The sequence below is a fragment of the Salinimicrobium sp. TH3 genome (assembly GCF_026676115.1).
Lineage (GTDB): Bacteria > Bacteroidota > Bacteroidia > Flavobacteriales > Flavobacteriaceae > Salinimicrobium.
Map to the genome: position 1 here is coordinate 70,139 of NZ_JAPONB010000011.1, position 23,679 is coordinate 93,817.

Sequence of the window (23,679 nt, forward strand, 5' to 3'; positions counted from 1 at the left end):
TTGGTTTGGATTAGGAAAATAAAGTTAGGGAAAATACTCGGTTTTTAAAAGTATCCACAGCTCCGGAATAATTAAAACCGGCCCAAAAGGGTCCGGTTTCCTGTCATTTTTGAGGGGTTTAATCGATTAAGGTTTCATTGAATAATTTTAGTATCCTTTTATACTCATCGGTCCAGCTACTGGGCTGTGTGAAACCGTGATCCTCTACAGGATATACTGCCATTTCCCAATTGTCTTTCTCCAGTTCTATCAGCCTTTGAGCCAGCCTCACCACGTCCTGGAAATGGACGTTGATATCAATCATTCCGTGCGCGATCAAAAGATTTCCTTCTAAACCTTCAGCAAAATATATAGGGGAGGAGCGCCTGTAGGCTATAGGATCATTAACCGGTTCATTAAGTATGTTTGAGGTGTAGCCATGGTTGTAGTGGGCCCAATCTGTAACCGAACGTAAGGCTGCCCCAGATTCAAATGTTTCGGCTTCAGTAAACATAGCCATCAGGGTGATGAAGCCACCATAACTGCCGCCATAAATCCCCACTTTTTCGGGATCTACACCATGTTCAGCAATAAGGTATTTTACCCCGTCCACCTGGTCGCTGAGGTCTTTGCCGCCCATATGCCTGTAGATACCCGTGCGCCAGTCCCTGCCGTAGCCGGCACTTCCGCGGTAATCAATATCGAGTACCGTGTAACCGAGATCTGTGAGCAGGTTGTGAAACATATATTCCCTAAAATAACTTGACCACCATTTATGCACATTTTGAAGATAGCCTGCCCCGTGAACAAAAATAACGGCAGCACCATTGTTTGCCTCCTGCGTGGGTTTGTATAACCTGGCGGGTACCATTGCACCATCTTCAGCTTTAAATTTCACAAGTTGAGGATCCCTCCAGTTGTAACTCTTAAATTCCGGAGATTGGCCCGATGTTACCTGCTTTGGCTGAGCTCCAGCCGAAGTTTCCTTGACGTAAAGCTCCCACGGTTTATTGGAATAGGAATATCTTATAGCCATGTATTTTTCATCGGGCGATAGGTTGACCTCGTTATTTCCCGTGAGGCTGGTGAGCTGCTGCATCTTGCCGCCGCGCACAGGCATTTTGTAAAAGTGCCTCTCGCCAGAATGAACTTTTGAGGTCGTCAAATAAAAAGTTTTTCCATCATTTGAAAGTATTGGATCAAACACTTCAAATTCTCCATGAGTGAGCTGTTTCTTTTTTCCAGAGTTGACGTTAAGAAGGTAAAGATGGGAATAGCCGCTCTCTTCACTTTGGAAATAAATGGTCTCATTGTCATGTAACCAGCCAATATCGCCTCCACTCCAGGAATAGCCGATTCCGGGACCTGCGATCCATGCTTCGTCCCTCTGTCTGTCCAGGGATTTCAATTCTCCTGTTTCAAGATCCAGCCTTGCAATCCAACGATCCTTATTGTCCTGGGAACGAATTACCATAACCGCTTTCTTTCCGTCATGGGAAAACCACGGGCCATAGGAATATACGTCCCGTACTTCCTCTGGCCATACCTTGTCGGGGTAATCCATGACATAATCGGGAAGATCTTTGATTCCGGGTAAATTCCCGGTCTTAACCTGGTAAACCGTATCTGTTTCAAGATTATAGATCATGGCTTCCATTGTAGATTGCCCGGCTCCTACTTTGGTTCGTGCAGGCAGGTTCACGGTATAACCTGAGAGATCTGTATAGTCAGGCACACCTGTATCCTTTGCATCTGTGCTGGAGATCAATTGGAAAGTGACGTAATTTCCCGTTGGTGATACCTTTAGGTTTCGCAACTGTTTGCCGCCGGTGTAAAATGAAAAAGGTTTAGGCCCGGCAGTAAGGTCACGATAACTTTTTTGTGCTTCCTTATTGTCATGACGTTTTCTTACTTCTTCGAGAAGTTCAAAATTTTCATCTTGTAGCCATTGCTCTTGTGCAGAAAGTTCCTTTTCTTTCTTTTCTTCTTTAGTGCCCGAATTTATATTTGTTAGTTTTTTAATACCACCAGATTCGAGGTCAAAAACAAATGCATTGTCGCCAAGAATAAAGCTAAGGCGGGTTTCGTCATTTAAGAACTGTGGATTCGAAATACTACCATTTAATTCGAGAAGTTTTATTTTTTCCTGCTTCTCGAGGTTATAAAGGTAAAGTTCTCCATGGCGCGTGTAGACCTTCATGTTACGTGCTTTATTAAAATCGCCCGAGTTTGGGGGCAGCTTATTCTCCTCCTGCCATGAAACTTTTTCTATTTGTTTCGGGTTTTGAATACTTACCCTGTAAAGTGAGTCTGAAGGATTATTGTCGGGATTGTAGTCAAAGTAAATGAAGTTACTGTTAGGTCCCCACGTAATGTTCGAAGGGAATGTTCCCATCCAGGAAGGATCCTGCATTATTTTTTCTACCGTTAGATCTGATGTTTGGGCGTGAATAACCTGAAGGCTAAAAAAAGCCAGAATGAAGAGAAAATACTTGTTAATCATAATAAGTGTTGGAATAGGAACGGCAATATAAAAAATCCTCAGGAAAGGGATAAACATAAAAGCACCCTTGCCTGGGCTAAGGGTGCTTTTATTATGGCAGACTTTATAATATAAAGCAGGTTTCTATGAATTACTGGGAATCTCGTCTAATTCTTCTTCTTTTGGTACCACGTATCCAAGCAAAGTTTTGAGGGATTTAAGTTCAAAGAGCCAGTTCTCAATATGTGCCTTGTGCCTAATCAAGACTTCACGGCATGAGCCGTCATGAATTCGGCAAAGTGCTTCCTGGTATTTTAGTAGACTATTTTTATTTGCTTTTAATGCTTTTTTAATGCATTTCATCTTATTTTCCTGGCAATTACTTTCCGTTTTTCTCGGGTAAGAAACGGAAGGGATAAAAGGTTTTTTTCCACTGAAAAAGTAAATTTCTTCACTTATTTCTATTGCGAATTGAGAGCGGCGGGAAGCCAGTTTTTGAAAATAAGATTTTAGAGAAGCCTCTTCCAAAGCCTCTGTGAATTTGCGTAACCGTTTTGAACTTTTGAAATTATCTTCCAGAAGTTGTCGCAATGTTAGTTCTCTTACCGCCTCATTACTCATGACATTCTTACATTAATTTTTGTTCTTATTAGGAGACATTAAATTAAGGAATTTACTCAAACGTTTTCGTTAAAAAAGGAGGCTTAACTCTTATTTGGCATTTGAAGAAAAACCTGACAAAAAGTTTCATAAATTTTTCTTTTTTGTCCCTTATTTTTAAGCAAAAAGAGGCTGTCTTAAAGTATATTTTTAACGTAAGTTCCTGAAACAAATCTGAACAACGTTGAGAATAATTTTTTAAGACAGCCTCTTGAAAAGAAATTACCTAAACAGTTAGGATTTAGCCTTTTTGTTTAAGCGGTCTTCGGCCATATCTGTAAGAAGATTATCGGCTTTATATTCTTCATCCAGCGTTTTTTGAAGTTTATCGGCAATGTCATCGTGGCCCAGTTCTTTTGCATAACGCACAGCTGTACCATAACCTGAGATCTCATAATGCTCCACCCGCTGGGCTTCTGCGATTAGACCTGCATCGCGCACATCTTTTTCGGTATCCTCTTTAAGAAAAGACTCTGCCTCCTTTACCAGACCTTCCATGGCCTTGCATTTTTCGCCGGTTGGTTTTATGCCAAGCTTTTCTGTAATCTCCTCAAGACGCTTTACATGCCCTTTAGTTTCTTTGAGATGATTTTCAAAAGCTTTTTTCAGTTTATCGTCTGTAGCGTGCTTCTGCATTTTAGGAAGTGCTTCCACCAGTTGATTTTCAGCGCTGTACAAATCCTTTAATTGATGTTCAAATAGATCTTTTAAATTTTTCATTTTTCTTATTTTTATTGTTTTTAATAAATGTATATACCATTACACTCTATACCAGTTAAATGAGTTATAAATCTTTGTTGGTTTTTTACTAAAGAAGTAGTGGAAGGAGGCTTCCGGAACACTTATTTTCTTACTAACTTCGCAATAAACCCCGTACATGTTCAAAATTCAAGAATACATTCGCGACATAAAAAATTTTCCGAAACAAGGGATCGTCTATAAGGATATCACTCCTCTCCTCGAAAACCCTGTTGCCACCCGAAAAACACTGGATGCTTTTTTGTCATTTTTGGAAGGTCATCACATTGATAAAGTGGTGGGCATTGAATCCCGGGGCTTCTTTTTTGCAACGCTTTTAGCGCAGGAATTGAATGCAGGTTTCGTCCCTATAAGAAAGCCGGGAAAATTGCCGTTTGACACACATCGCGAAAGTTATTCTCTGGAATATGGAGAAGATATTCTTGAAATTCACAGTGATGCAATTCAAGAAGGGGAAAAAGTGCTGGTACACGATGATGTTTTGGCAACGGGAGGAACTGCGGCTGCAGCATGTAAACTGGTTGAAAAGCTTGGAGGTGAAATAGTGCAGTGTAACTTCCTTATGGACCTGTCGTTCCTGAACGGAAAGGAAAAAATAAGCTCCTATAAAGTAGTGTCACTAATTAGTTATTAGTGAATTAAGGAATGGTTGATTAGGGAATGGTTATTTGGAAAACCATTTTTTTAAACCTTAAACCTTAAACCTTAAACCTTAAACCTTAAACCTTAAACCTGGGACCTTGAACCCTTCAGAGGGAATTTTTTGTCACCCATGTCTTCCATCCTATGATAGCTTTCTGAAATTTAGTGGCTTTAGCCAGATCCAATTGCCGTTTGGAATAGCTGGGAAGTACTTTCCTGTTCACTTTGGCCAGAACTCTAAAAAGGTTCTTTTTCATAAAAGGTGGTTTCCATCAAATATAAAAATAAGTTCTGAATTCTCTCTTTTTGAGGAGTCCTTCAGGAAAAGTTAAATAAAATTCCATTTCTCAAGAGTGCCAAAAGATCCCCATATCAGTTATTCCTTGAATTATTTATTGATCCTCCCAAAAGCCTAATTTCATGCATTCACTGAGAAACTTCTATCTTCGCAAAAAAAATTAATGAGCATATTTTACATTATCCTTGGTTTCATCCTGTTAGTTGTGGGAGGAGAATTTCTCGTAAGATCATCAGTAGCGATTTCTTTAAAATTAAAGCTTTCCCGCATGGTAATTGGCCTTACCGTGGTCTCTTTTGCCACATCGGCACCCGAGCTGCTGGTTAGCCTGCAGGCGGCCTTGGATGGATTTTCAGATATCTCTTTGGGTAATGTTATTGGTTCAAACATTGCTAATATTGGCCTTGTTCTGGGGATAACCGCTATGATCTCCCCGCTAGTTATTGACCGTGAATTCTATAGGTTTAACTGGCCTATCATGATGCTCTTTTCCCTGGCGCTCTTTTATTTTCTCTCTACTGAAAAAGTACTTTCCCGCCCCGAAGGGATATTTTTACTGGTAGGGATTGTTCTGTACCTCTTTTTATTAATTCGCCGGGCCCGTATTAAACCCGAATTACAACCCGATGAGGTGGATCCCGATCTACAGGTGGCATCTAACTTTAAAACAATACTGTGGTTAATTATTGGTGGTGCGGCATTGTATTTTGGTTCAGAATTTTTGGTGTCGGGTGCTGTAGACCTTGCATCGGCTTTAGGAGTGAGTGAGAGGGTGATCTCGGTAACTATGATCGCAATAGGTACCAGTGTGCCCGAGCTTGCAGCATCTGTCATCGCCGCTATGAAGCATGAAAAAGCCATTTCTCTTGGAAATTTAATAGGCTCCAATATTTTCAATATTGCCTCGGTGTTGGGAATTACCGCGATCATTCAGCCTATCGCAGTAAGTTCTGAAGCTATACTTACCAGTGACATTTTCTGGATGATTGGAATAGCCTTTATCTTAATTCCGCTTGCCTTTCTTCCGAAGAGATATTCCATGAATCGCTGGAAAGGTTTTTTCCTCGTTGCGGGATATGCCGCATTTGTGAGTCTTGCATTCTTGAATTAATTAGGGGGTTATCATAAGAAAAACAAAAATTATTATAAACATACCCCAAAATTTTAGGGGGTGTGTCTAAAAATAAAATATATTTGTTGCCGTTAACTCATAAAAAACAAAATTACTCATGGCAACATTAAGATTCCAGGCACTCAAGGAGACTCTCAATCGTAAACCTGTTGAGGTTGAAGAAAAGGAAAGACGTTCAGAATTGTTCGGCCGCAATGTCTTTACAGAAAGTGTAATGCGACAGTTCCTTACCAAGGAAGCCTACCAGAGCGTATTGGAAGCCAATGCCACCGGAAAGAAGATCGATCGTACTATTGCAGATCATATCTCTACCGGAATGAAAGAGTGGGCGATCTCTAAGGGCGCTACTCACTACACCCACTGGTTTCAACCCTTGACCGGAACCACTGCCGAAAAGCATGATGCGTTCTTTGAAACTATTGGGGACGGACTCGCAATTGAAAAATTTGGCGGAGGTCAACTTGTACAACAGGAACCCGATGCTTCAAGTTTTCCACACGGTGGGATAAGAAATACTTTTGAAGCACGTGGTTATACCGCCTGGGATCCTACATCCCCCGCTTTTATTTACGGAACTACATTATGTATTCCCAGTGTTTTTGTTTCCTATACAGGAGATGCGCTGGATTATAAGACGCCATTGCTAAGAGCATTACAGGCAGTAGACCAGGCAGCTACAGATGTCGCAAAATATTTTGATAAGAATGTAAATAAAGTGCAGGCAACCCTTGGTTGGGAGCAGGAATATTTCCTTATCGACTCCGCTTTGGCTGCTTCAAGACCCGATATACAGCTTGCAGGAAGAACTCTTTTAGGACATTCTCCGGCTAAAGGTCAGCAGTTGGATGATCACTATTTTGGCTCTATTCCTTCAAGGGTTCTCGCTTACATGAGAGACCTGGAAAAGGAGTGTATGCTGCTGGGAATTCCTGTTAAAACAAGACATAACGAGGTGGCTCCAAACCAGTTTGAGCTCGCTCCAATTTTTGAAGAGGCTAACCTGGCAGTTGATCACAACTCCCTGCTTATGGATATTATGTCAAGAGTGGCCGAGCGTCACAATTTTGTAGTGTTGTTTCATGAGAAGCCTTTCGCAGGAATTAATGGAAGTGGTAAACACAACAACTGGTCTTTGAGTACAGATACCGGAGTAAACCTTCTTGGTCCCGGTTCTACACCCATGAAGAACCTTCAGTTTTTGACATTTTTCATCAATACTATTAAAGCCGTTCACGACAATGAGGAACTGTTGAGAGCAACCATAGCCAGTGCTTCGAATGACTTTAGGCTTGGTGCCAACGAAGCTCCACCGGCCATTATTTCAACCTTTATAGGTTCCCAGTTAACTGAAGTTCTTGATGAACTTGAAAAAGTGACTGACGGGAAACTTTCTCCGGCAGAAAAAACTGAACTTAAATTAAACGTAGTTGGAAAAATCCCTGAAATTCTGCTGGACAACACCGACAGGAACAGGACTTCCTCTTTCGCCTTTACCGGGAATAAATTTGAATTCCGTGCAGTAGGGTCCACGGCAAACTGTGCCGAGCCTATGACTGCTTTGAATTCAATTGTTGCCAAGCAACTAAAGGATTTCAAAAAAGAGGTTGACAGTCTTATCAAAGGCAAGAAAATGAAGAAGGATGATGCCATCTTCAATGTCTTGAGAGAGTACATTAAAGATTCCAAAAACATTCGTTTTGAAGGTGATGGTTATTCTGAAGAATGGGAAAAAGAAGCCGCAAAACGCGGACTAAGTAATAACCGTAATACTCCGGAAGCACTTAAAGCTCTTATAAGTACAAAAACCGTTGAGATGTACAATGAACTTGGGGTTATGAACAAGGTAGAGGTCGAGGCACGCCACGAGATCGAACTGGAGGAATACATCATGAGAGTTCAAATCGAGAGCCGAATTCTGGGAGATATCGCCCGTAACCACGTGATCCCTACAGCCATTCGTTATCAAAATATCCTAATCAAGAACGTACGCGGTCTAAAAGATATCTTTGGCGATGGTTTCCAGACCCATTCCAGGGAACAACTGGAGATCATTAAAGAAATTTCCGAGCATATTGAAAAGATCAATTCGGGAATTACAGACATGATCGAGGCGCGTAAAAAGGCTAATAAGATCGATGATGCCGAAGAAAAAGCATTTGCATACTGCAACGAGGTTAAACCATTTTTCAATACAATTCGATACAACTGCGACAAGCTGGAGTTGTTGATCGATGATGAGATATGGCCATTGACCAAGTATCGTGAATTACTATTTACCCGATAATTCTTTTTAAAAATGTCACTTTAAAGCCACTTCTTTTTTGGAGTGGCTTTTATATTTTAAGAAACTGAAGGTCAAAAATCTTAAACTAATTATCTTTGCCCCGCAAAATAGATCTACATGAGCCAGGAAATAAGTAAAAGATATGCAGGCCGCGGAGTTTCTGCCGGAAAGGAAGATGTTCACAACGCAATCAAGAATGTCGATAAAGGCTTATTCCCGCAGGCTTTCTGCAAAATTGTGCCCGATCATCTTACCGGGGACGGGGACTATTGTCTCATTATGCATGCCGATGGTGCCGGTACAAAATCTTCCCTGGCTTATATGTACTGGAAAGAAACCGGTGACCTCAGCGTTTGGAAAGGCATTGCGCAGGATGCTCTTATTATGAATATTGATGACCTTCTTTGCGTGGGTGCGGTAGATAATATCATGCTTTCTTCCACAATTGGCCGCAACAAGAATCTGGTGCCTGGGGAGGTAATTTCCGCTATCATCAACGGTACCGAAGAACTGCTGGAAGACCTCAAAAGCTTCGGAATTAATATCCATTCCACAGGCGGTGAAACTGCCGATGTGGGTGACCTCGTTCGTACAATTATCGTCGATTCCACTGTAACTGCAAGAATGAAGCGCAGCGAAGTGATCGATAATGCTAACATCAAACCCGGAAATGTCATAGTTGGTCTTGCCTCTTTTGGGCAGGCGAGCTATGAAAAAGAATACAACGGCGGCATGGGCAGCAATGGATTGACCTCTGCGCGTCACGATGTCTTCGGAAAAAATCTCGCTAAAAAATATCCTGAAAGTTTTGATCCTGCAGTACCTGAAAACTTAGTGTACAGCGGCTCCAAAAACCTTACTGATGCTATTGAGGAAAGTCCGCTGGATGCTGGGAAGCTTGTGCTTTCACCAACCCGCACTTATGCTCCCGTCATTAAGAAGATCCTGGAAAAATATTCAAAAAATGACATTTCAGGAATGGTTCATTGCAGTGGTGGGGCACAAACCAAGGTGCTTCATTTTGTAGACAGGGTGCACGTGATAAAAGATAATCTCTTCGCAGTTCCGCCTTTGTTCAAATTGATACAGGAGCAAAGCAAAACCGATTGGAAGGAAATGTACCAGGTGTTCAACATGGGGCATAGAATGGAATTGTATGTTGATGAAAATATTGCAGAAGATATCATCTCCATTTCCAAATCCTTTAATGTAGATGCGAAAATTGTTGGTAGAGTAAAGGCTTCAGAAGAGAAAAAGCTCACCATAAAATCCGAATATGGATCTTTTGAGTATTAAGAATTTTTTTTCCTCATTTTAAGTTTCCGGTAATTTGCCAAAAGGGCCAGAAGCTTAAATACATACATTAATCAGTTACACAAAGTGCAGCGTTATAAAAAATTCTTATCAATAATAACTGTAGCTTTACTGGTTGCGAACTTACTGGTGTATGGTATTTTTGGGGATGATGTAAGCAGGACCATGCGGTTTATTAGTATGGTCGTATTTTTTGTGATATTTCTAAATCCTGCTTATTATAAAAAGAATGCCTTACTCATATTTGTTGCCTTTGTACTAAACGACTTCCTGCTCATTTTTTATGAGACTTTAATCAATCAAAACCTGGTGCTTTTTATAAGGTTATGTGCTTATTTACTACTAGCCAGATTAGTGTTTCCATATCTCAGGAAAATTAAAATTCACATCTTTGATAAGATCCTGTTCACAGGAATTTTAATCATAAACTGGTTCTTACTGTATAATATAAAGGATACTATTGGGTCCGGGCAAAATGCCTCATGGCTGGAAGATGTGTTGATCTATGCTTATGGAACTTCATTGATTATTGCCGTAGCGACAGCATTTTCTTTTTACAGCAGGTACATTGATAAAGCCTCCATATTTTTTCTGCTTTCAATAATTGGACTGTTAATGTCTGACTTGACTTTTTTCGTCGGATTTTATTTAGATTTTCCTGAGTTCTATTATCTGGACAGGGGGTTTAATATCGTTTCCTTAGGCTTTTTACTTCATTTTTTACTTCTTTTTAAAAATAAGATAGCAAGAGGGTTCTATAACGGGGAAAATGATGTTATTTAAAGAAGAGCAGATTACTCTCTAACCGAAGTACTGGTGTTCACCCATTTCTTCTCCTTTAGCCTTTTTAGCTTCGGCTCAATGTAACGCTTACAAAATGAAGGATCTGGATTTTTTCTGTAATAATCCTGTATCTGTTCTTGTATAGCTTCGAATTTATTTAAAGGCAACATCTTCGTCAATTTATTTGGCTTGAATTCCTTCTGCAATTTCAGATCCAGAGCTTATTTCTTAATCAATTTTGTTAGTAATGTTGTTAATTTCAGGAGAATAAACCCTGGTTATGATGAACCACAGCAATAGCTTTTGTTGATCACTTTTTAAATAACTCTTATTAAATGTCTTGGCATGATTTGTTTATGGGAAAAAGAATTGATAAATGAATTTTTTATAATTTAGCATTTTATTAACATTTTTCTCAATCACTCAAAAATTTGGGGAAAGCTAACTTTCAAAATCTTTCAATGAACAAAAATCTTCTATTGGTGCTGATGATCCTCATTGGCTACGGTTCCTACGCGCAAATCAATTACGAGCCCGGGTATTTTCTTGATAACCAAGGGAAAAGGCATGAGGTTCTTATTAAAAATTTCGAATGGAGGAACAATCCATCTATGATTGAGTATAAAACATCTCAGAATTCTGAGATAATGACAGCTTCTATTGCCGATATTCAGGAGTTTCGGATAGGGGAATTTCTAAAGTATACAAGGCAAACGGTTCAACTCGACCAATCGAGCGACAACTTGAAAAGCCTTAGTAGAACCGGTGCTCCTGAATTTAAGGAAGAAACTGTTTTTCTTAAGGTATTGATAGAAGGGCAGGCCGACCTTTACCAATTCACAGATGATGTGCGGAACCGGTTCTTATTTTCTGTTAATGACGGGCCGGTTGAACAGCTTGTTTTTAAGCAGTACCAGTCTTCAACAGGAAACCAGCGAAAGAAAAATAATCAATTCCGCCAGCAGTTGTTAAACAATCTTTCCTGTTCAGAATTAGGGTTACAGGATGTGGAAAGGTTAGGCTATTCAGAAAAAACTCTCCGCTCTTTTTTTAAAGAATACCATTCCTGTACAGGTGCAGATTATGTGGAATATGGAATACTTGAAACAGGCGAAAAAGGAGCTTTAAATTTGAAGATCAAATTAGGCCTAAACCAGGCTCCACTTGAAATAGAGCGCGAGGGAAGTATGTACGCTATTGGTCATCAAGTGAAATTAGATATGGAACCCAGCTTTAGAATTGGATTGGAGGCAGAATATGTTTTTCCCTGGAATAAGAATAAATGGTCAGTTTTTATTGAACCTGTATACCAGCAGGTAAAGGGAGAAAAAGAATTTAATTATGTTAGCTACAACCCTGATAAGGTTACGACCTTTACAGTGGATTACAGTATGATATCCGTTCCTGTTGGGCTTAGGCATTACTTTTTCCTCAATGACGATTCTCGTTTATTTGTAAATGCCGCTTACGTTTTTAATTCCTATGTCAACAGCAATGTAAGCGACAGCGAAGAGGTGTATTTCCATGAGATGGCGATAAGGAATAACAGTCATACTGTGGATATCGGAGCAGGATATTCGTTTAGAAACAAGTTTGGAATCGAGGTAAGATATGGTTTACCCCGGGAAATATTTGCCGATCACAGTTCTACTTCCCAATCCCCTACGCATGGAGATTGGAAAGCAGTAAATCATTCTTTTGTTTCTTTGATCCTTGGGTACACAATATTTTAAGGTTATTATTCCCAGAAGACACCGTCTGCAAGGTCACACGCCTTTTAGACGGTTTCTTTTTTGGAACAGATCAGGGTCATGGGATCTCAATATATCTATATTCCTATATTTCCTTTAGCCGTTCCAGCTTCGGCTCAATGTAACGCTTACAAAATGGAGCATCTGGATTTTTTCTGTAATAATCCTGTATCTGTTCTCTTGAAGGTTTAAATTTCCGGAAAGGCAGAATTTCTGTCACCAACTCCTCTTCAAATTCCTTCTGAAGTTCTTTCAGGATCCTCTTCCCTGCTTTTTCATCTTCCGTAGAGAAATAGTAGATCGCACTTCGGTATTTTTCCCGAAAGGAATGATTGGACGTGGAATTATGCGTGTGCAAGTGAATTTCCAGAAGCCTCTTCATTTTTACCCTTTTTGGAAGGTAATGAACAATGACTGCTTCAGAGAATTCTTCTGCAGGAGCTTCTGAAGCAATATATCCCTGCTCGACCTTCACTACCCCATCTACCGATTGAAAAATGGCTTCGGTACACCAGTGACAACCTCCGCCCAGGCCAATTTTAAGAGAATCTTCCACTTCAATAAATTTTAAAATTGGATTAAAAAATAGCACCGGCTTTGAATGGTGATAAGGAGTAAAAAAAGACATTTTCATGTATATAGAAAAATGATCATTAAATTTCCCGCAGATCACGCTGATTTTCACAGATCTAAAGTTCATTAATCTTTCTATGAATTCCTTCAATAATGTTGTCTACATTGAAATTCACGAGAATTCCCAGTTTTAATCCGGTTAGTTTTAAATATATAAGAGTCTGTTTATGATGAACTGGAGCAATTGCTTCTATAGATTTCACTTCAATCAAAACCTTCTTTTGTATAAGAAGGTCCATTCGAAACCCCACCTCCAATTTTTCATTATTGAAAATTACAGGTACAGCCACTTCTTTTCCTACACTAAGCCCTTCTTTTCTCAATTCCGACGCGAGAGCTGCGACATAAACAGATTCTAATAAACCCGGCCCGAATGAATTAAATACCTTAAAAATAGCACCTCCAATCTTATATGAAATTTCATTTTCGTCCATGAAGAATTAAGATAATATATTATCTGCGGTGATCTGCGAAATCTGCGGGAAACAATTTTGAAAACCAATCCTATTCCTGCAGAAGATTTTTTATGCCTTAAAAAATCCTTTTAAGAAATCCGACGGATTTATTGTAAATTTGGCCTTTTAAGGAGATGTTATGATCGAGAAATTAAATATTGTAAAGCAGCGTTTTGACGAGGTGAATGACCTGATCATTCAACCCGATGTGATCGCCGATCAAAAGCGCTATATAGAGCTGAACAAGGAGTACAAGGATTTGAAAAAATTGATGGAGGTTCGTGAAGAATACATGAGCCTAATCAACAATAGAAAGGAAGCTGAAGAGATCATTGCCGATGGCAGCGATCCCGAAATGACCGATATGGCCAAGATGCAACTGGAAGAGGCCAAAGAGCAGATTCCGGGGATGGAGGAGAAGATAAGAATGATGCTGGTGCCAAAGGATCCTGAAGATGCTAAAAATGTCGTGATGGAGATTCGCGCAGGTACCGGTGGAGATGAAGCCAGTATTTTTGCCGGAGATCTTTACCGCATGTACACCAAATATATCGAGAGTAGAGGCTGGAAACATAATATTGTTGATTTTAGTGAAGGAACCAGCGGCGGATTCAAAGAAATAATTTTTGACGTCACGGGGGAAGATGTCTACGGAACCTTAAAGTTTGAAGCGGGAGTGCACCGGGTGCAACGTGTACCACAAACCGAAACTCAGGGGCGTGTACATACTTCGGCAGCCACAGTAATGGTATTGCCCGAGGCTGAAGAATTTGATGTGGAGATTGATCCCAAGGATGTGCGTATTGATTACTTCTGTTCTTCGGGACCGGGGGGACAATCGGTAAACACAACCTACTCAGCGGTGCGATTGACGCATACACCCACAGGACTGGTGGCACAGTGCCAGGATCAAAAATCCCAGCACAAGAACAAAGAAAAGGCTTTTCGCGTGTTGAGGTCCAGGCTTTATGAGCAGGAACTTGCAAAAAAGATGGAAGCAGATGCCGCCAAGAGAAACTCTATGGTTTCCAGTGGTGACAGGAGTGCAAAGATCAGAACTTATAATTATGCACAGGGCAGGGTGACAGATCACCGTATTGGCCTTACGCTTTATGACCTTGGAAACATCATTAATGGAGATATCCAGAAGATCCTTGATGAGTTACAACTTGTAGAAAACACAGAAAAACTGAAAGAGAATTCAGACGTTTTTTAAATAATTAAACCACTAAAGCTGCCGCACCCCGGCAGCTTTTTTATTTTTAGCTAATGACAACTTCCCAGCTCTCAGAACAAATACGTTTAAAAAAGTCATTTTTGTGCATCGGTCTTGATGTTGATCTACAAAAGATCCCGGAATTTTTACTGAGAGAAGAAGACCCGATTTTTGCCTTTAATAAAGCAATAATTGATGCGACCCATCATTTGGCTGTAGCTTACAAACCTAATCTCGCATTTTACGAGGCTCACGGTCTTAAGGGCTGGAAAGCCCTTGAGAAAACGATCAATTACCTGAATGAAAATTTCCCTGAAATTTTCACCATTGCCGATGCCAAAAGGGGAGATATAGGCAACACCTCGGGCATGTATGCGAAAGCCTTTTTTGAGGATCTAAATTTTGATTCGGTTACAGTAGCTCCATATATGGGGAAAGATTCTATAGAACCCTTCCTGGCTTATCAAAACAAACACACAATTCTCCTGGCTTTAACTTCTAATGCCGGTGCCTATGATTTTCAAACGCAAATAGTGGAACGGGAGGAATTGTATAAAAAGGTGATCAAAACTTCCAGAAACTGGACCAACGGTCAAAATCTAATGTACGTTGTTGGTGCGACCAAGGCAGAATATCTGCGTGAAATACGAAAAATCATTCCCGAAAACTTCCTTTTAGTGCCGGGAGTGGGAGCACAGGGTGGAAGTTTAAAAGAAGTTTGTGAATATGGAATGAGCCGCAATGCGGGCTTGCTAATTAATGCTTCCCGGGCAGTAATTTATGCCTCCAATGCTGAAGATTATGCTGAGGCCGCTGCTGCCGAAGCCAGGAAGCTACAGCAGGAAATGGCAGCCTACCTATAACGGAAACTGCTTCTAAAAAGGCTGTCAAAAATGTCATTTTTTGCACCTCAAAAATTCCCGGTCTATGAAAGTTTTTCACGATCAATTAAATCGCAAACTTGAGTTGAAGGATCTTCCTCGGCGTATCGTAAGTCTTGTGCCTAGCCAGACAGAACTGTTGGTGGATATGGGACTGCGTAAGAAGATCGTGGGGGTGACCAAATTTTGTGTGCACCCCGAAGACCTTCGGAAGGAAAAAAAAGTTGTAGGTGGCACCAAACAGGTGCATTACGACCGTATCAAAGCACTTGCACCCGATGTTATTCTTTGCAATAAAGAAGAGAATACAGAAGAAATGGTGACTGAGCTTGAAAAGATAGCTCCTGTCCATGTATCTAATGTTATGACTATTGACGATTCCCTTGAGCTTATTCGGCAGTATGGAAAAATGTTCAGAGAATATGGGAAAGCTTTAGAAATAGCAGAGAAAATTACATTTCTACGGGACGAATTTCAGGAGGAAATGAATAGTGTTCCGCAACGCAAAGTGGCTTATTTTATCTGGAAAAATCCGTGGATGGTGGCTGGGAAAGACACTTTTATAGATCATCTCCTGGAACTTAACCGGTTCAAAAATGCCTTTTCGGGAGAAGATTCCCGCTATCCCGAAATCGTGATGCATCAGTTAGAACAGCGAAAAGTAGAACTGGTGCTTCTTTCGACGGAACCATTTCCATTTAGATCGAGAGATAGAGATACGTTTAAAGAGGATGTGAAGATGGACCGGGTCCACATCGTGGACGGAGAATATTTTAGCTGGTACGGGTCGCGTTTAATTTCAGCATTTGCTTACTTTAGAAAACTTCAGGCAGTTCTTTCCTGATTCTTTTCCATGCGACGGATCTCCTTTAGGATCTTGCAGGCTTTTTCATTGAGCAAATCGCTGCGGGATTTATCCACTAGGGCGAGCTCAAATGACCTGCGCATTAGGAAAGTATATTTTTCCTGTAGGCGCTCCAGCGTAGATCTTGGTTCAAATAATCGAAACATAGGATTTTTCTTATTACCACAAAGATATCTTTCAAGATTTCGAACAAGTGCTAACCTAAAGTTAACATTTTGATAAAAGTGGGTTTTATACCGGCTCCTGTTGTTAAAAACTCAAATTTTTGTTCCTAAAATTTCAGGTTCTATGGTTGCTTCGGGAGTTTTTCGACTGTTCATAAGCGTTTGAATGGAATAGAAATGTGCTAAAAGAAAAGTTTGCAAATTTTTATGTTTGAAAATTTAAATGCCGAATAAGTAGCTGAAGTAAAGGAGTTATTGGTGAGATTTCCTGAACATCTAAATTTTCCTTATTAATTCATTTGAAAGGTGATTCATAACAGCGAATTAATTAGGTAAACTTGCTGATTTTTAGTGATTTGATTTCTTGTGTCTTCTCATTGGCTGCAAATTTGCTTATTTAACCTTCTTAAATTTTTGAATTATCCTGAAATTGAATTGTTTTTTTCTATTCATATTTCATCTAATATTTATTTTTAAAAGGTTTTTTTAATTCGTAGCCCTAAACGTTAAATATGTGGTTTGTAAAGGATTACCTCTATATCTTGTTACTTTCTAAAGTATTAACCATTTAATTAATAATTATGACCAAAAAATTAAACTTTTCAAAAATCATGTTGTCGGCTCTTGCAATGGGTCTGGTTTTTACTTCTTGTCAAAAGGAAGAGGTTATTAACGAGGTTGAAACTGCTACTGTGGAGTTAAATGAGCCTCCTTATAATAGTTATCTCGTAGTGACAGAGAGCTCTACGATGAGTAAAAGCGCTGAAGACTTTTTAGCTGGTAGTGGAAATGTCCTTAAAAGTTTTCCTGATATTGGTGTAGCGGTTGTAAGTTCCGATGATGTCAACTTTGAAAAATCCACTTTAAAAAATAAAGAATTTGCGTCTGTAATTCCCAATTATATAATAAAATGGATTCCCACAGAGGAGCTTGTGGCTGCGGACGCTAATCCAACGAGTATAGGTGATGACGAACCTTACTTCCGATATTTATGGGGTATGGATGCTATTGATGCACCCGAAGCCTGGAATGCTGGTTATACTGGAAGTGGAGCAAGTGTATATGTTTTGGATTCTGGTATTTCACCTACTCATCCTGATATTGCTCCCAATATGAACTATGGAGATTCGAAATCATTCATTGAGGGTGAAGAATGGTACGTCACTACAGCGGATGAATCTGCACATGGCACTCACGTCGCCGGAACTATTGCTGCTGCAGACAATGGTCGTGGTGTAATTGGGGTTGCACCAAATGCTGAGATAGTAGGTATAAAAGTTTTATCGGGGAAAGATGGAAGAGGTCCGGTAAATGCACTTATTGAGGGAATATATTATGCTGGTAATATGGGAGCAGACGTAATAAACATGAGCCTCGGAGTTACTGTTGACAGAAGGAGCTTTATATTGATTGATGCAGATGGAAATGAATTTCGAATCCCGGCTAAACATTATAATCACCTTATTATCGCTCAACAAAGAGCAGTTGATTATGCTTATAAAAAAGGAAGTACGTTGATAGCTTCTGCCGGTAATGATCCTATTAATTTTGACGGATATTCTTCTCACATGAAACTCCCCGGGGGATTAAATAACGTAATTACTGTTTCTGCTACCTCACCAAATGGTTTTACGCTTCAGGACGAGTCTTCAAATTTTGATTTTGCAACCAGTTATACCACTTATGGCAGATCTTTAATAGATATCGCCGGTCCTGGTGGAGATGCGTATATGGCAGATGGAGCAATTAATCATTTAGATATGGTGTTGAGTGCCACTCCTACTGGCTGGGGCTGGATGGCTGGTACCAGTATGGCCGCTCCACACGTTTCTGGTGTAGCTGCTCTTATCATTGGTAAAAATGGAGGAGAAATGGCGCCTCATGAAGTTGAAATGCAATTATTGAACACTGCAGATCAAGTAGATGGTAATGGTCAAAGCATTTACTTTGGCAATGGAAGAGTTAATGCTTATCGTGCAGTGACCGAATAGGTGCACGTTCATTGAACATTAATTATAACAAACCGGCTTCCTAAAATTAAGGAAGCCGGTTTCTTTTTTTACAATTTTGGTTCAATAGATAAAATTCCAGGTTATAATTATGAAAAGCGCCAACCCAATTCAGGACTCCAAACTTCATAAACTTTAAACCTTAAACCTTAAACCTTAAACCTTATATATTGTTATCAGTCCTGCAAAGCGAACACTCTTTGCAATAAATTGGTTGTTCTGGAGGCGAAATTGTTCCTGATTTCTTTTTCTTCCACAGCGATCATGGTGTAAACTCCGTCGAGGGCCTCCTTCGTAACGTAATCGGCAAGATCGGGGTTGACGTCGGTAGTGAGGGGCAGAGCATTATACCGGTTGATGATGTTGGTCCATATTTGTGTGGCTCCCACGCGGTCAAGGGAATTTGTGATGACCGGGTTAAATCGGGTATAAAGTGGATCTGTAGTTTTTTGCTGGAGGTAGGACGTAGCGGCGGTGTCGTCTCCTAAAAGGATATTGCGGGCATCGGTAAAGGTGATCTGTTTTACCGCGTCAACAAAAATGGGAGTCGCTTCTTTTACGGCATCTTCGGCGGCACGGTTAAGCACTTTTAAACCTTCATCTGCAAGAGAGCTCATTCCCAGGTCACGAAGGGTTCTGTCCACCTTTTGCAATTCCGGTGGAAGGTAAATCCGTACAAGTTCATTGCTGAAAAACCCATCCTCCTGTGCAAGTTTGGTCACCTGCTTTTCAATTCCAAAATCCAGCGCCTGTCGTAGACCTGCGGCTACTTCGGTATTGGTGACGCCGGTACCTTCCTGGGGCAGGGAATCGGCTATTTGTTGTAATTCTGCACAACCTGTAAGTAATGGGACTATAAAAAGGAGGAGGAAAAGTTTCTTCATAATACTGTTTTTGCCAAAGTTACTTATTAGCCGGGGATTAAAGTCATAAACAAAAGTTATCCTGTTGTTCCCTACTTTTTAGCAAAATTCCGGAATTGGCCTTGTAAGTTTATTATCGGTTTCAAAATGGCAACTTCGTTTCTAAATTCGTAAATTGCACGCCCTAAAACGTTTTCGAAGAAATGGAACAACAAGCTCCTTATAAACCCAAGAATAAAGTAAGAATAGTAACTGCAGCTTCTCTTTTTGACGGGCATGATGCCGCAATAAATATTATGCGACGCATCATACAGTCCACCGGAGTGGAGGTGATCCACCTTGGCCATGACCGCAGTGTGGAAGAGGTTGTAAATTGTGCAATACAGGAAGATGCGAATGCGATTGCAATGACTTCTTACCAGGGTGGGCATACAGAGTACTTTAAATATATGTATGACCTGCTTAAAGAGAAAGGTGCAGAGCACATCAAGATCTTTGGCGGCGGCGGCGGAGTGATCCTGCCCGAGGAGATCAAGGAACTTGAAGATTACGGTATTACAAGGATCTATTCTCCCGATGACGGCCGCGAACTAGGTCTGCAGGGAATGATCAACGATCTTGTAAAGCAGGCAGACTATCCCCTGGGTGATAGCCTTAATGGTGAAATAAAGGAACTGGAGAACAAAACTGCGGGTGCAATTGCCAGGGTAATTTCGGCTGCAGAAAATTTTCCTGAAATAGCAAAAGACACTCTTGAGAAGATACATTTAGAAAATAAAGAAAGAGATATTCCCGTCCTTGGAATTACCGGAACTGGTGGTGCTGGGAAATCTTCCCTGGTAGACGAGCTTGTTCGCCGCTATCTTATGGATTTTCCTGAAAAGACCATTGGAATAATTTCTGTTGACCCGTCAAAAAGAAAAACCGGAGGTGCCCTTTTAGGAGATCGCATCAGGATGAATTCCATTAATAGTCCCCGGGTTTACATGAGATCTTTGGCAACCCGCCAGTCGAATCTTGCTTTATCTAAATATGTTGCTGAAGCTATCCAGGTATTAAAAGCCGCGAGTTATGACCTTATTGTATTGGAAACTTCAGGAATAGGGCAATCGGATACCGAAATTCTGGAGCATTCTGATGTCTCACTTTACGTAATGACGCCCGAATTTGGTGCTGCCACTCAGCTGGAAAAAATCGACATGCTGGACTTCGCCGACCTTGTTGCTATCAATAAGTTTGACAAGCGAGGAGCTCTGGATGCGCTTCGGGACGTAAAGAAACAATATCAACGCAACCATGGATTATGGCACGAGAATGTAGATAATCTTCCTGTTTATGGAACTATCGCTTCCCAGTTCAATGATCCGGGGATGAACACGCTCTACAAGCAGATCATGGATATGATCGATAAAAAAGCAGGAGGTCATTTCAACTCTACTTTTAACATCTCAAAAGAGATGAGCGAAAAGATCTTTGTGATCCCGCCAAACAGGACGAGATATCTTTCAGAAATTTCTGAAAATAATCGCTCTTATGATGAGAAAGCAGCTTCCCAGGCCGAGGTGGCCCAAAAGCTATATGGAGTTTTTAAGACCATAGAATCTGTTACTGGAGTAAAGCTGGGATTGAACCAGTATGGACTTGATGAAGATGATCTTAATAATGCTACCACTTCAGAAAACAAGGAACTTACCGATCTTTTAAAGAAAGAATTTGATAAAGTAAAAATGGATCTCGATCCATATAATTGGGAAGTAATTACCGGGTGGGACGAAAAAGTTAATAAATACAAGCAACCTGTCTACAGTTTTAAGGTTCGTGATAAAGAAATAAAGATCGAAACCCATACCGAATCTCTTTCGCATACCCAGATTCCAAAAGTGGCACTTCCAAAGTATCAAGCTTGGGGAGATATTTTGCGTTGGTGCCTTCAGGAAAATGTGCCCGGAGAATTTCCGTATACTGCGGGACTTTATCCTTTTAAAAGACAAGGAGAAGATCCAACCCGGATGTTCGCGGGAGAAGGCTCGCCGGAGAGAACAAACCGTCGTTTCCATTACGTAAGTATGGGCTTACCGGCAAAAAGGCTTTCTACGGCATTTGACTCGGTAACCTTATATGGAAATGATCCCGATCATCGTCCCGATATCTACGGAAAGATTGGGAACGCCGGAGTTTCTATTTGCTGTCTTGACGATGCCAAAAAATTATATTCGGGGTTTGATCTTGCAGATCCTATGACTTCGGTAAGTATGACCATTAACGGTCCTGCTCCAATGCTGCTCGGGTTTTTTATGAATGCTGCTATAGACCAGCAATGTGAGAAGTACATCAAAGAGAACGGCCTGGAAAAAGAGGTGCAGAAGAAGATCGATAAGGTCTATTCCAAAAAAGGAATGGAACAGCCAAAATACAGAGGCGAACTGCCGGAAGGAAATGACGGACTCGGATTAATGTTACTTGGTGTGACCGGAGACCAGGTATTGCCCGCAGATGTTTATGCTGATATTAAAAAGAGGACTTTAAGTCAGGTTCGGGGGACTGTGCAGGCGGATATTCTTAAAGAAGATCAGGCACAAAACACCTGTATTTTTTCTACAGAATTTGCATTGAGGTTAATGGGAGACGTGCAGGAATATTTTATCGAGGAGAATGTGCGGAATTTCTATTCGGTTTCCATTTCAGGCTATCACATTGCCGAAGCCGGAGCTAATCCTGTTACCCAGCTCGCTCTTACTCTTGCCAACGGATTTACTTATGTGGAATACTACCTGAGCAGGGGAATGGACATTGATAAATTTGGACCTAATCTTTCTTTCTTCTTTTCCAACGGAATTGATGCGGAATATGCGGTCATTGGAAGGGTGGCCAGAAAGATCTGGGCTAAAGCCTTGAAATATAAATACGGAGCGAACCCAAGGGCGCAAATGCTGAAGTATCACATCCAGACTTCAGGAAGATCCCTGCACGCCCAGGAGATCGACTTTAATGATATCAGGACCACTCTCCAGGCACTTTATGCGATCTATGACAATTGTAATTCACTGCATACTAATGCTTATGATGAGGCCATAACTACGCCAACAGAAGCTTCAGTAAGAAGGGCTATGGCGATACAGTTGATCATCAATAAGGAATTAGGATTGACAAAGAATGAAAACCCAATTCAGGGTGCTTTTATTATTGAGGAACTTACAGACCTTGTGGAAGAAGCGGTTCTTTTGGAATTCGACCGTATTACCGAAAGAGGCGGTGTGCTGGGAGCCATGGAAACCATGTATCAACGCAGTAAGATACAGGAAGAAAGTCTTTACTACGAAACCCTGAAGCACAATGGGGAATTCCCTATAATTGGGGTAAATACCTTCCTTAGTTCTACAGGATCACCAACAGTGACTCCCGGGGAAGTTATAAGGGCCACAGAAGAAGAGAAACAGGCACAGATAAATACTTTGAAGGACCTGCATGAAGCTAAAAAAGAACTGGAGCATGAAACCCTGGAAAAGGTGAAACAGGCGGCTATTCAAAATGAAAATATCTTTGAAGTTCTTATGGAAGCGACCAAAGTCTGCTCCCTTGGCCAGATCACTACAGCTTTGTTTGAAGTAGGAGGACAGTATAGAAGAAATATGTAAGCAGAGAGCCGGCTTTTACTTTTGTGAAAGCCGTGCGAATCGCTTATCCCGATGAGCGGCAGCGAGATCGGGATCTCTTTGAAACGGAATTTCGTTTATATTTTGAAAACTGTGCGAATTCCTTATCCCGATGAGCGATAGCGATATCGGGAGCTTATCTTGACAGATTTAAATCATTAACCCTTTCAGGGTTTCAAACCCCTGAAAGGGTTTTACCTTTAAACCTCACAGTTTTTCAAAACCTGTGAGGTTTTTTTATTCCCGTTTAGCAGGGTTTAAATGCGATTATCTGAGAGCCAAAAACAGGAAGGAGTCTCAAAAATGGCATTTTGAGACTCCTTTTCCCGAAGCATTTTTTATATCTAAATCTTGATTAGGTTGAGATTCTTGGTTTAATCTTCCTCATCAAAAGGATTATCAAATGGAATATTGTCATCGGGATCGACATCGTCATACTTCACCCCCGGAGGATTAAATAATCCCCAGCGGTCAATGATGTAGTTCCATTGATCAAAGGTTTGTACCCATTCGGCAAAAAGTACCCGAAATTCCTCCACTTCTGCCCTTAACATTTCCAGGTATTCCAATTCTTTAAATCCTTCCATGATGAACCCGTTGCAACCTACAAAAATCTCGCGGGCACACTTCCGGATTATTGCGGCATTTTCCATTTTTATATCGTAGAGTTCAACGCCTTCTGCTCCTGCAATTTTAGGTGCAAGCTGGAGTGCATCGGTATACATGTTCTGTGCAACCGCGATTGTGAATTCGTTGTCTTCGGGTACCAGTTGTTTAATTCGCACAACAATCTCCAGGATCTCCATGGCTTTTTGGTATAAAGGCATGCGCTCCAGTTTGTCCTTATTCATTTACA

At 40.7% G+C, this 23,679-nt stretch carries 21 protein-coding genes; 11 read left to right on the forward strand and 10 right to left on the reverse strand.

Features of this window, described 5'->3' with window-relative positions; translation table 11 throughout:
- Positions 1-118: 118 nt before the first annotated feature.
- The 3 genes from OU683_RS14990 to OU683_RS15000 all read right to left on the reverse strand — a co-directional run bounded on the left by OU683_RS14990 (position 119) and on the right by OU683_RS15000 (position 3,841).
- On the reverse strand, positions 119-2,482 hold the full coding sequence (locus OU683_RS14990; protein ID WP_268139731.1) for a S9 family peptidase: 2,364 nt from the start codon (positions 2,480-2,482) through the stop codon (positions 119-121).
- A 123-nt stretch (positions 2,483-2,605) separates the two neighbouring features.
- Complete coding sequence (locus OU683_RS14995; RefSeq protein ID WP_268139732.1) at positions 2,606-3,082, reverse strand: hypothetical protein; 477 nt, start codon at positions 3,080-3,082, stop codon at positions 2,606-2,608.
- A 273-nt stretch (positions 3,083-3,355) separates the two neighbouring features.
- Positions 3,356-3,841 (reverse strand): YciE/YciF ferroxidase family protein, encoded by a 486-nt coding sequence (locus tag OU683_RS15000; protein ID WP_228912678.1) that lies wholly within the window; start codon positions 3,839-3,841, stop codon positions 3,356-3,358.
- A gap of 157 nt (positions 3,842-3,998) precedes the next feature.
- Here OU683_RS15000 and OU683_RS15005 point away from each other — a divergent pair, with 157 nt between their 5' ends.
- A complete protein-coding gene (locus OU683_RS15005; RefSeq protein WP_268139733.1) occupies positions 3,999-4,514 on the forward strand; it encodes an adenine phosphoribosyltransferase in 516 nt (171 codons plus the stop codon).
- A gap of 115 nt (positions 4,515-4,629) precedes the next feature.
- Here the strand turns inward: OU683_RS15005 and OU683_RS15010 are convergent, their stop codons facing one another.
- Complete coding sequence (locus OU683_RS15010; protein WP_268139735.1) at positions 4,630-4,779, reverse strand: SsrA-binding protein; 150 nt, start codon at positions 4,777-4,779, stop codon at positions 4,630-4,632.
- Positions 4,780-4,983: 204 nt separating this feature from the next.
- On the opposite strand from OU683_RS15010, the gene OU683_RS15015 reads away from it, so the two are divergent.
- The 4 genes from OU683_RS15015 (at position 4,984) to OU683_RS15030 (ending at position 10,333) form a co-directional block, all read left to right on the forward strand.
- Complete coding sequence (locus OU683_RS15015; protein WP_268139738.1) at positions 4,984-5,931, forward strand: calcium/sodium antiporter; 948 nt, start codon at positions 4,984-4,986, stop codon at positions 5,929-5,931.
- Positions 5,932-6,049: 118 nt separating this feature from the next.
- Positions 6,050-8,236 carry a glutamine synthetase III family protein gene (locus OU683_RS15020; protein ID WP_268139740.1) on the forward strand — a complete coding sequence of 729 codons (2,187 nt, stop codon included), beginning with the start codon at positions 6,050-6,052 and terminating at the stop codon, positions 8,234-8,236.
- A gap of 117 nt (positions 8,237-8,353) precedes the next feature.
- The gene (locus OU683_RS15025; RefSeq protein WP_268139742.1) at positions 8,354-9,532 is read left to right on the forward strand and encodes an AIR synthase related protein; all 1,179 of its coding nucleotides are present in this window, start codon (positions 8,354-8,356) and stop codon (positions 9,530-9,532) included.
- 84 nt (positions 9,533-9,616) lie between these two features.
- Positions 9,617-10,333, forward strand: coding sequence for a hypothetical protein (locus tag OU683_RS15030; protein WP_268139744.1), 717 nt, complete (start codon positions 9,617-9,619; stop codon positions 10,331-10,333).
- Positions 10,334-10,344: 11 nt separating this feature from the next.
- Here the strand turns inward: OU683_RS15030 and OU683_RS15035 are convergent, their stop codons facing one another.
- Positions 10,345-10,539, reverse strand: coding sequence for a peptide-methionine (S)-S-oxide reductase (locus OU683_RS15035; RefSeq protein ID WP_491731102.1), 195 nt, complete (start codon positions 10,537-10,539; stop codon positions 10,345-10,347).
- 255 nt (positions 10,540-10,794) lie between these two features.
- Here OU683_RS15035 and OU683_RS15040 point away from each other — a divergent pair, with 255 nt between their 5' ends.
- Entirely contained in the window at positions 10,795-12,066 is a 1,272-nt protein-coding gene (locus OU683_RS15040) for an outer membrane beta-barrel protein (RefSeq protein WP_268139748.1), read from the forward strand.
- Positions 12,067-12,169: 103 nt separating this feature from the next.
- On the opposite strand, the gene OU683_RS15045 is transcribed toward OU683_RS15040, so the two are convergent.
- Together OU683_RS15045 and OU683_RS15050 are read right to left on the reverse strand one after the other, a co-directional pair.
- Complete coding sequence (locus OU683_RS15045) at positions 12,170-12,784, reverse strand: peptide-methionine (S)-S-oxide reductase (protein WP_326493559.1); 615 nt, start codon at positions 12,782-12,784, stop codon at positions 12,170-12,172.
- Entirely contained in the window at positions 12,774-13,151 is a 378-nt protein-coding gene (locus OU683_RS15050; RefSeq protein WP_268139750.1) for a GxxExxY protein, read from the reverse strand. The genes OU683_RS15045 and OU683_RS15050 overlap by 11 nt, the downstream gene beginning before the upstream one ends.
- Before the next feature lie 160 nt (positions 13,152-13,311).
- On the opposite strand from OU683_RS15050, the gene prfA reads away from it, so the two are divergent.
- From prfA to OU683_RS15065, 3 genes are all read left to right on the forward strand, one after another.
- Complete coding sequence (gene prfA, locus OU683_RS15055; protein WP_268139751.1) at positions 13,312-14,388, forward strand: peptide chain release factor 1; 1,077 nt, start codon at positions 13,312-13,314, stop codon at positions 14,386-14,388.
- 53 nt (positions 14,389-14,441) lie between these two features.
- Positions 14,442-15,251, forward strand: a complete 810-nt coding sequence (gene pyrF, locus OU683_RS15060; protein WP_268139753.1) for an orotidine-5'-phosphate decarboxylase — start codon at positions 14,442-14,444, stop codon at positions 15,249-15,251.
- 64 nt (positions 15,252-15,315) lie between these two features.
- Positions 15,316-16,113, forward strand: a complete 798-nt coding sequence (locus tag OU683_RS15065) for an ABC transporter substrate-binding protein (protein ID WP_268139755.1) — start codon at positions 15,316-15,318, stop codon at positions 16,111-16,113.
- Here the strand turns inward: OU683_RS15065 and OU683_RS15070 are convergent.
- Positions 16,095-16,280, reverse strand: coding sequence for a Lacal_2735 family protein (locus tag OU683_RS15070; protein WP_228912690.1), 186 nt, complete (start codon positions 16,278-16,280; stop codon positions 16,095-16,097). The two genes, OU683_RS15065 and OU683_RS15070, sit on opposite strands and share 19 nt — an antisense overlap.
- A gap of 599 nt (positions 16,281-16,879) precedes the next feature.
- On the opposite strand from OU683_RS15070, the gene OU683_RS15075 reads away from it, so the two are divergent.
- Positions 16,880-18,289: a S8 family peptidase gene (locus OU683_RS15075; RefSeq protein WP_268139758.1), complete on the forward strand. Its 1,410-nt coding sequence runs from the start codon at positions 16,880-16,882 to the stop codon at positions 18,287-18,289.
- Positions 18,290-18,483: 194 nt separating this feature from the next.
- Here the strand turns inward: OU683_RS15075 and OU683_RS15080 are convergent, their stop codons facing one another.
- The gene (locus OU683_RS15080) at positions 18,484-19,191 is read right to left on the reverse strand and encodes a DUF4197 domain-containing protein (protein ID WP_268139760.1); all 708 of its coding nucleotides are present in this window, start codon (positions 19,189-19,191) and stop codon (positions 18,484-18,486) included.
- 182 nt (positions 19,192-19,373) lie between these two features.
- Here OU683_RS15080 and OU683_RS15085 point away from each other — a divergent pair, with 182 nt between their 5' ends.
- A complete protein-coding gene (locus OU683_RS15085) occupies positions 19,374-22,805 on the forward strand; it encodes a methylmalonyl-CoA mutase family protein (RefSeq protein ID WP_268139762.1) in 3,432 nt (1,143 codons plus the stop codon).
- Between the two features lie 392 nt (positions 22,806-23,197).
- Here the strand turns inward: OU683_RS15085 and OU683_RS15090 are convergent, their stop codons facing one another.
- Positions 23,198-23,674: a hypothetical protein gene (locus OU683_RS15090; RefSeq protein ID WP_268139764.1), complete on the reverse strand. Its 477-nt coding sequence runs from the start codon at positions 23,672-23,674 to the stop codon at positions 23,198-23,200.
- Between the last annotated feature and the right edge of the window lie 5 nt (positions 23,675-23,679).

Bases quoted from the DNA above. Each gene is read 5' to 3' on its own strand.
- OU683_RS15090 (WP_268139764.1), bottom strand. From the start codon at position 23,674: ATGAATAAGGACAAACTGGAGCGCATGCCTTTATACCAAAAAGCCATG.
- pyrF (WP_268139753.1), top strand. From the start codon at position 14,442: ATGACAACTTCCCAGCTCTCAGAACAAATACGTTTAAAAAAGTCATTT.
- OU683_RS14995 (WP_268139732.1), bottom strand. From the start codon at position 3,082: ATGAGTAATGAGGCGGTAAGAGAACTAACATTGCGACAACTTCTGGAA.
- OU683_RS15000 (WP_228912678.1), bottom strand. From the start codon at position 3,841: ATGAAAAATTTAAAAGATCTATTTGAACATCAATTAAAGGATTTGTAC.
- OU683_RS15080 (WP_268139760.1), bottom strand. From the start codon at position 19,191: ATGAAGAAACTTTTCCTCCTCCTTTTTATAGTCCCATTACTTACAGGT.
- OU683_RS15025 (WP_268139742.1), top strand. From the start codon at position 8,354: ATGAGCCAGGAAATAAGTAAAAGATATGCAGGCCGCGGAGTTTCTGCC.
- OU683_RS15085 (WP_268139762.1), top strand. From the start codon at position 19,374: ATGGAACAACAAGCTCCTTATAAACCCAAGAATAAAGTAAGAATAGTA.
- OU683_RS15070 (WP_228912690.1), bottom strand. From the start codon at position 16,280: ATGTTTCGATTATTTGAACCAAGATCTACGCTGGAGCGCCTACAGGAA.
- OU683_RS14990 (WP_268139731.1), bottom strand. From the start codon at position 2,482: ATGATTAACAAGTATTTTCTCTTCATTCTGGCTTTTTTTAGCCTTCAG.
- OU683_RS15075 (WP_268139758.1), top strand. From the start codon at position 16,880: ATGACCAAAAAATTAAACTTTTCAAAAATCATGTTGTCGGCTCTTGCA.
- OU683_RS15015 (WP_268139738.1), top strand. From the start codon at position 4,984: ATGAGCATATTTTACATTATCCTTGGTTTCATCCTGTTAGTTGTGGGA.
- OU683_RS15010 (WP_268139735.1), bottom strand. From the start codon at position 4,779: ATGAAAAAGAACCTTTTTAGAGTTCTGGCCAAAGTGAACAGGAAAGTA.
- OU683_RS15040 (WP_268139748.1), top strand. From the start codon at position 10,795: ATGAACAAAAATCTTCTATTGGTGCTGATGATCCTCATTGGCTACGGT.
- prfA (WP_268139751.1), top strand. From the start codon at position 13,312: ATGATCGAGAAATTAAATATTGTAAAGCAGCGTTTTGACGAGGTGAAT.
- OU683_RS15045 (WP_326493559.1), bottom strand. From the start codon at position 12,784: ATGAACTTTAGATCTGTGAAAATCAGCGTGATCTGCGGGAAATTTAAT.
- OU683_RS15005 (WP_268139733.1), top strand. From the start codon at position 3,999: ATGTTCAAAATTCAAGAATACATTCGCGACATAAAAAATTTTCCGAAA.
- OU683_RS15020 (WP_268139740.1), top strand. From the start codon at position 6,050: ATGGCAACATTAAGATTCCAGGCACTCAAGGAGACTCTCAATCGTAAA.
- OU683_RS15065 (WP_268139755.1), top strand. From the start codon at position 15,316: ATGAAAGTTTTTCACGATCAATTAAATCGCAAACTTGAGTTGAAGGAT.
- OU683_RS15050 (WP_268139750.1), bottom strand. From the start codon at position 13,151: ATGGACGAAAATGAAATTTCATATAAGATTGGAGGTGCTATTTTTAAG.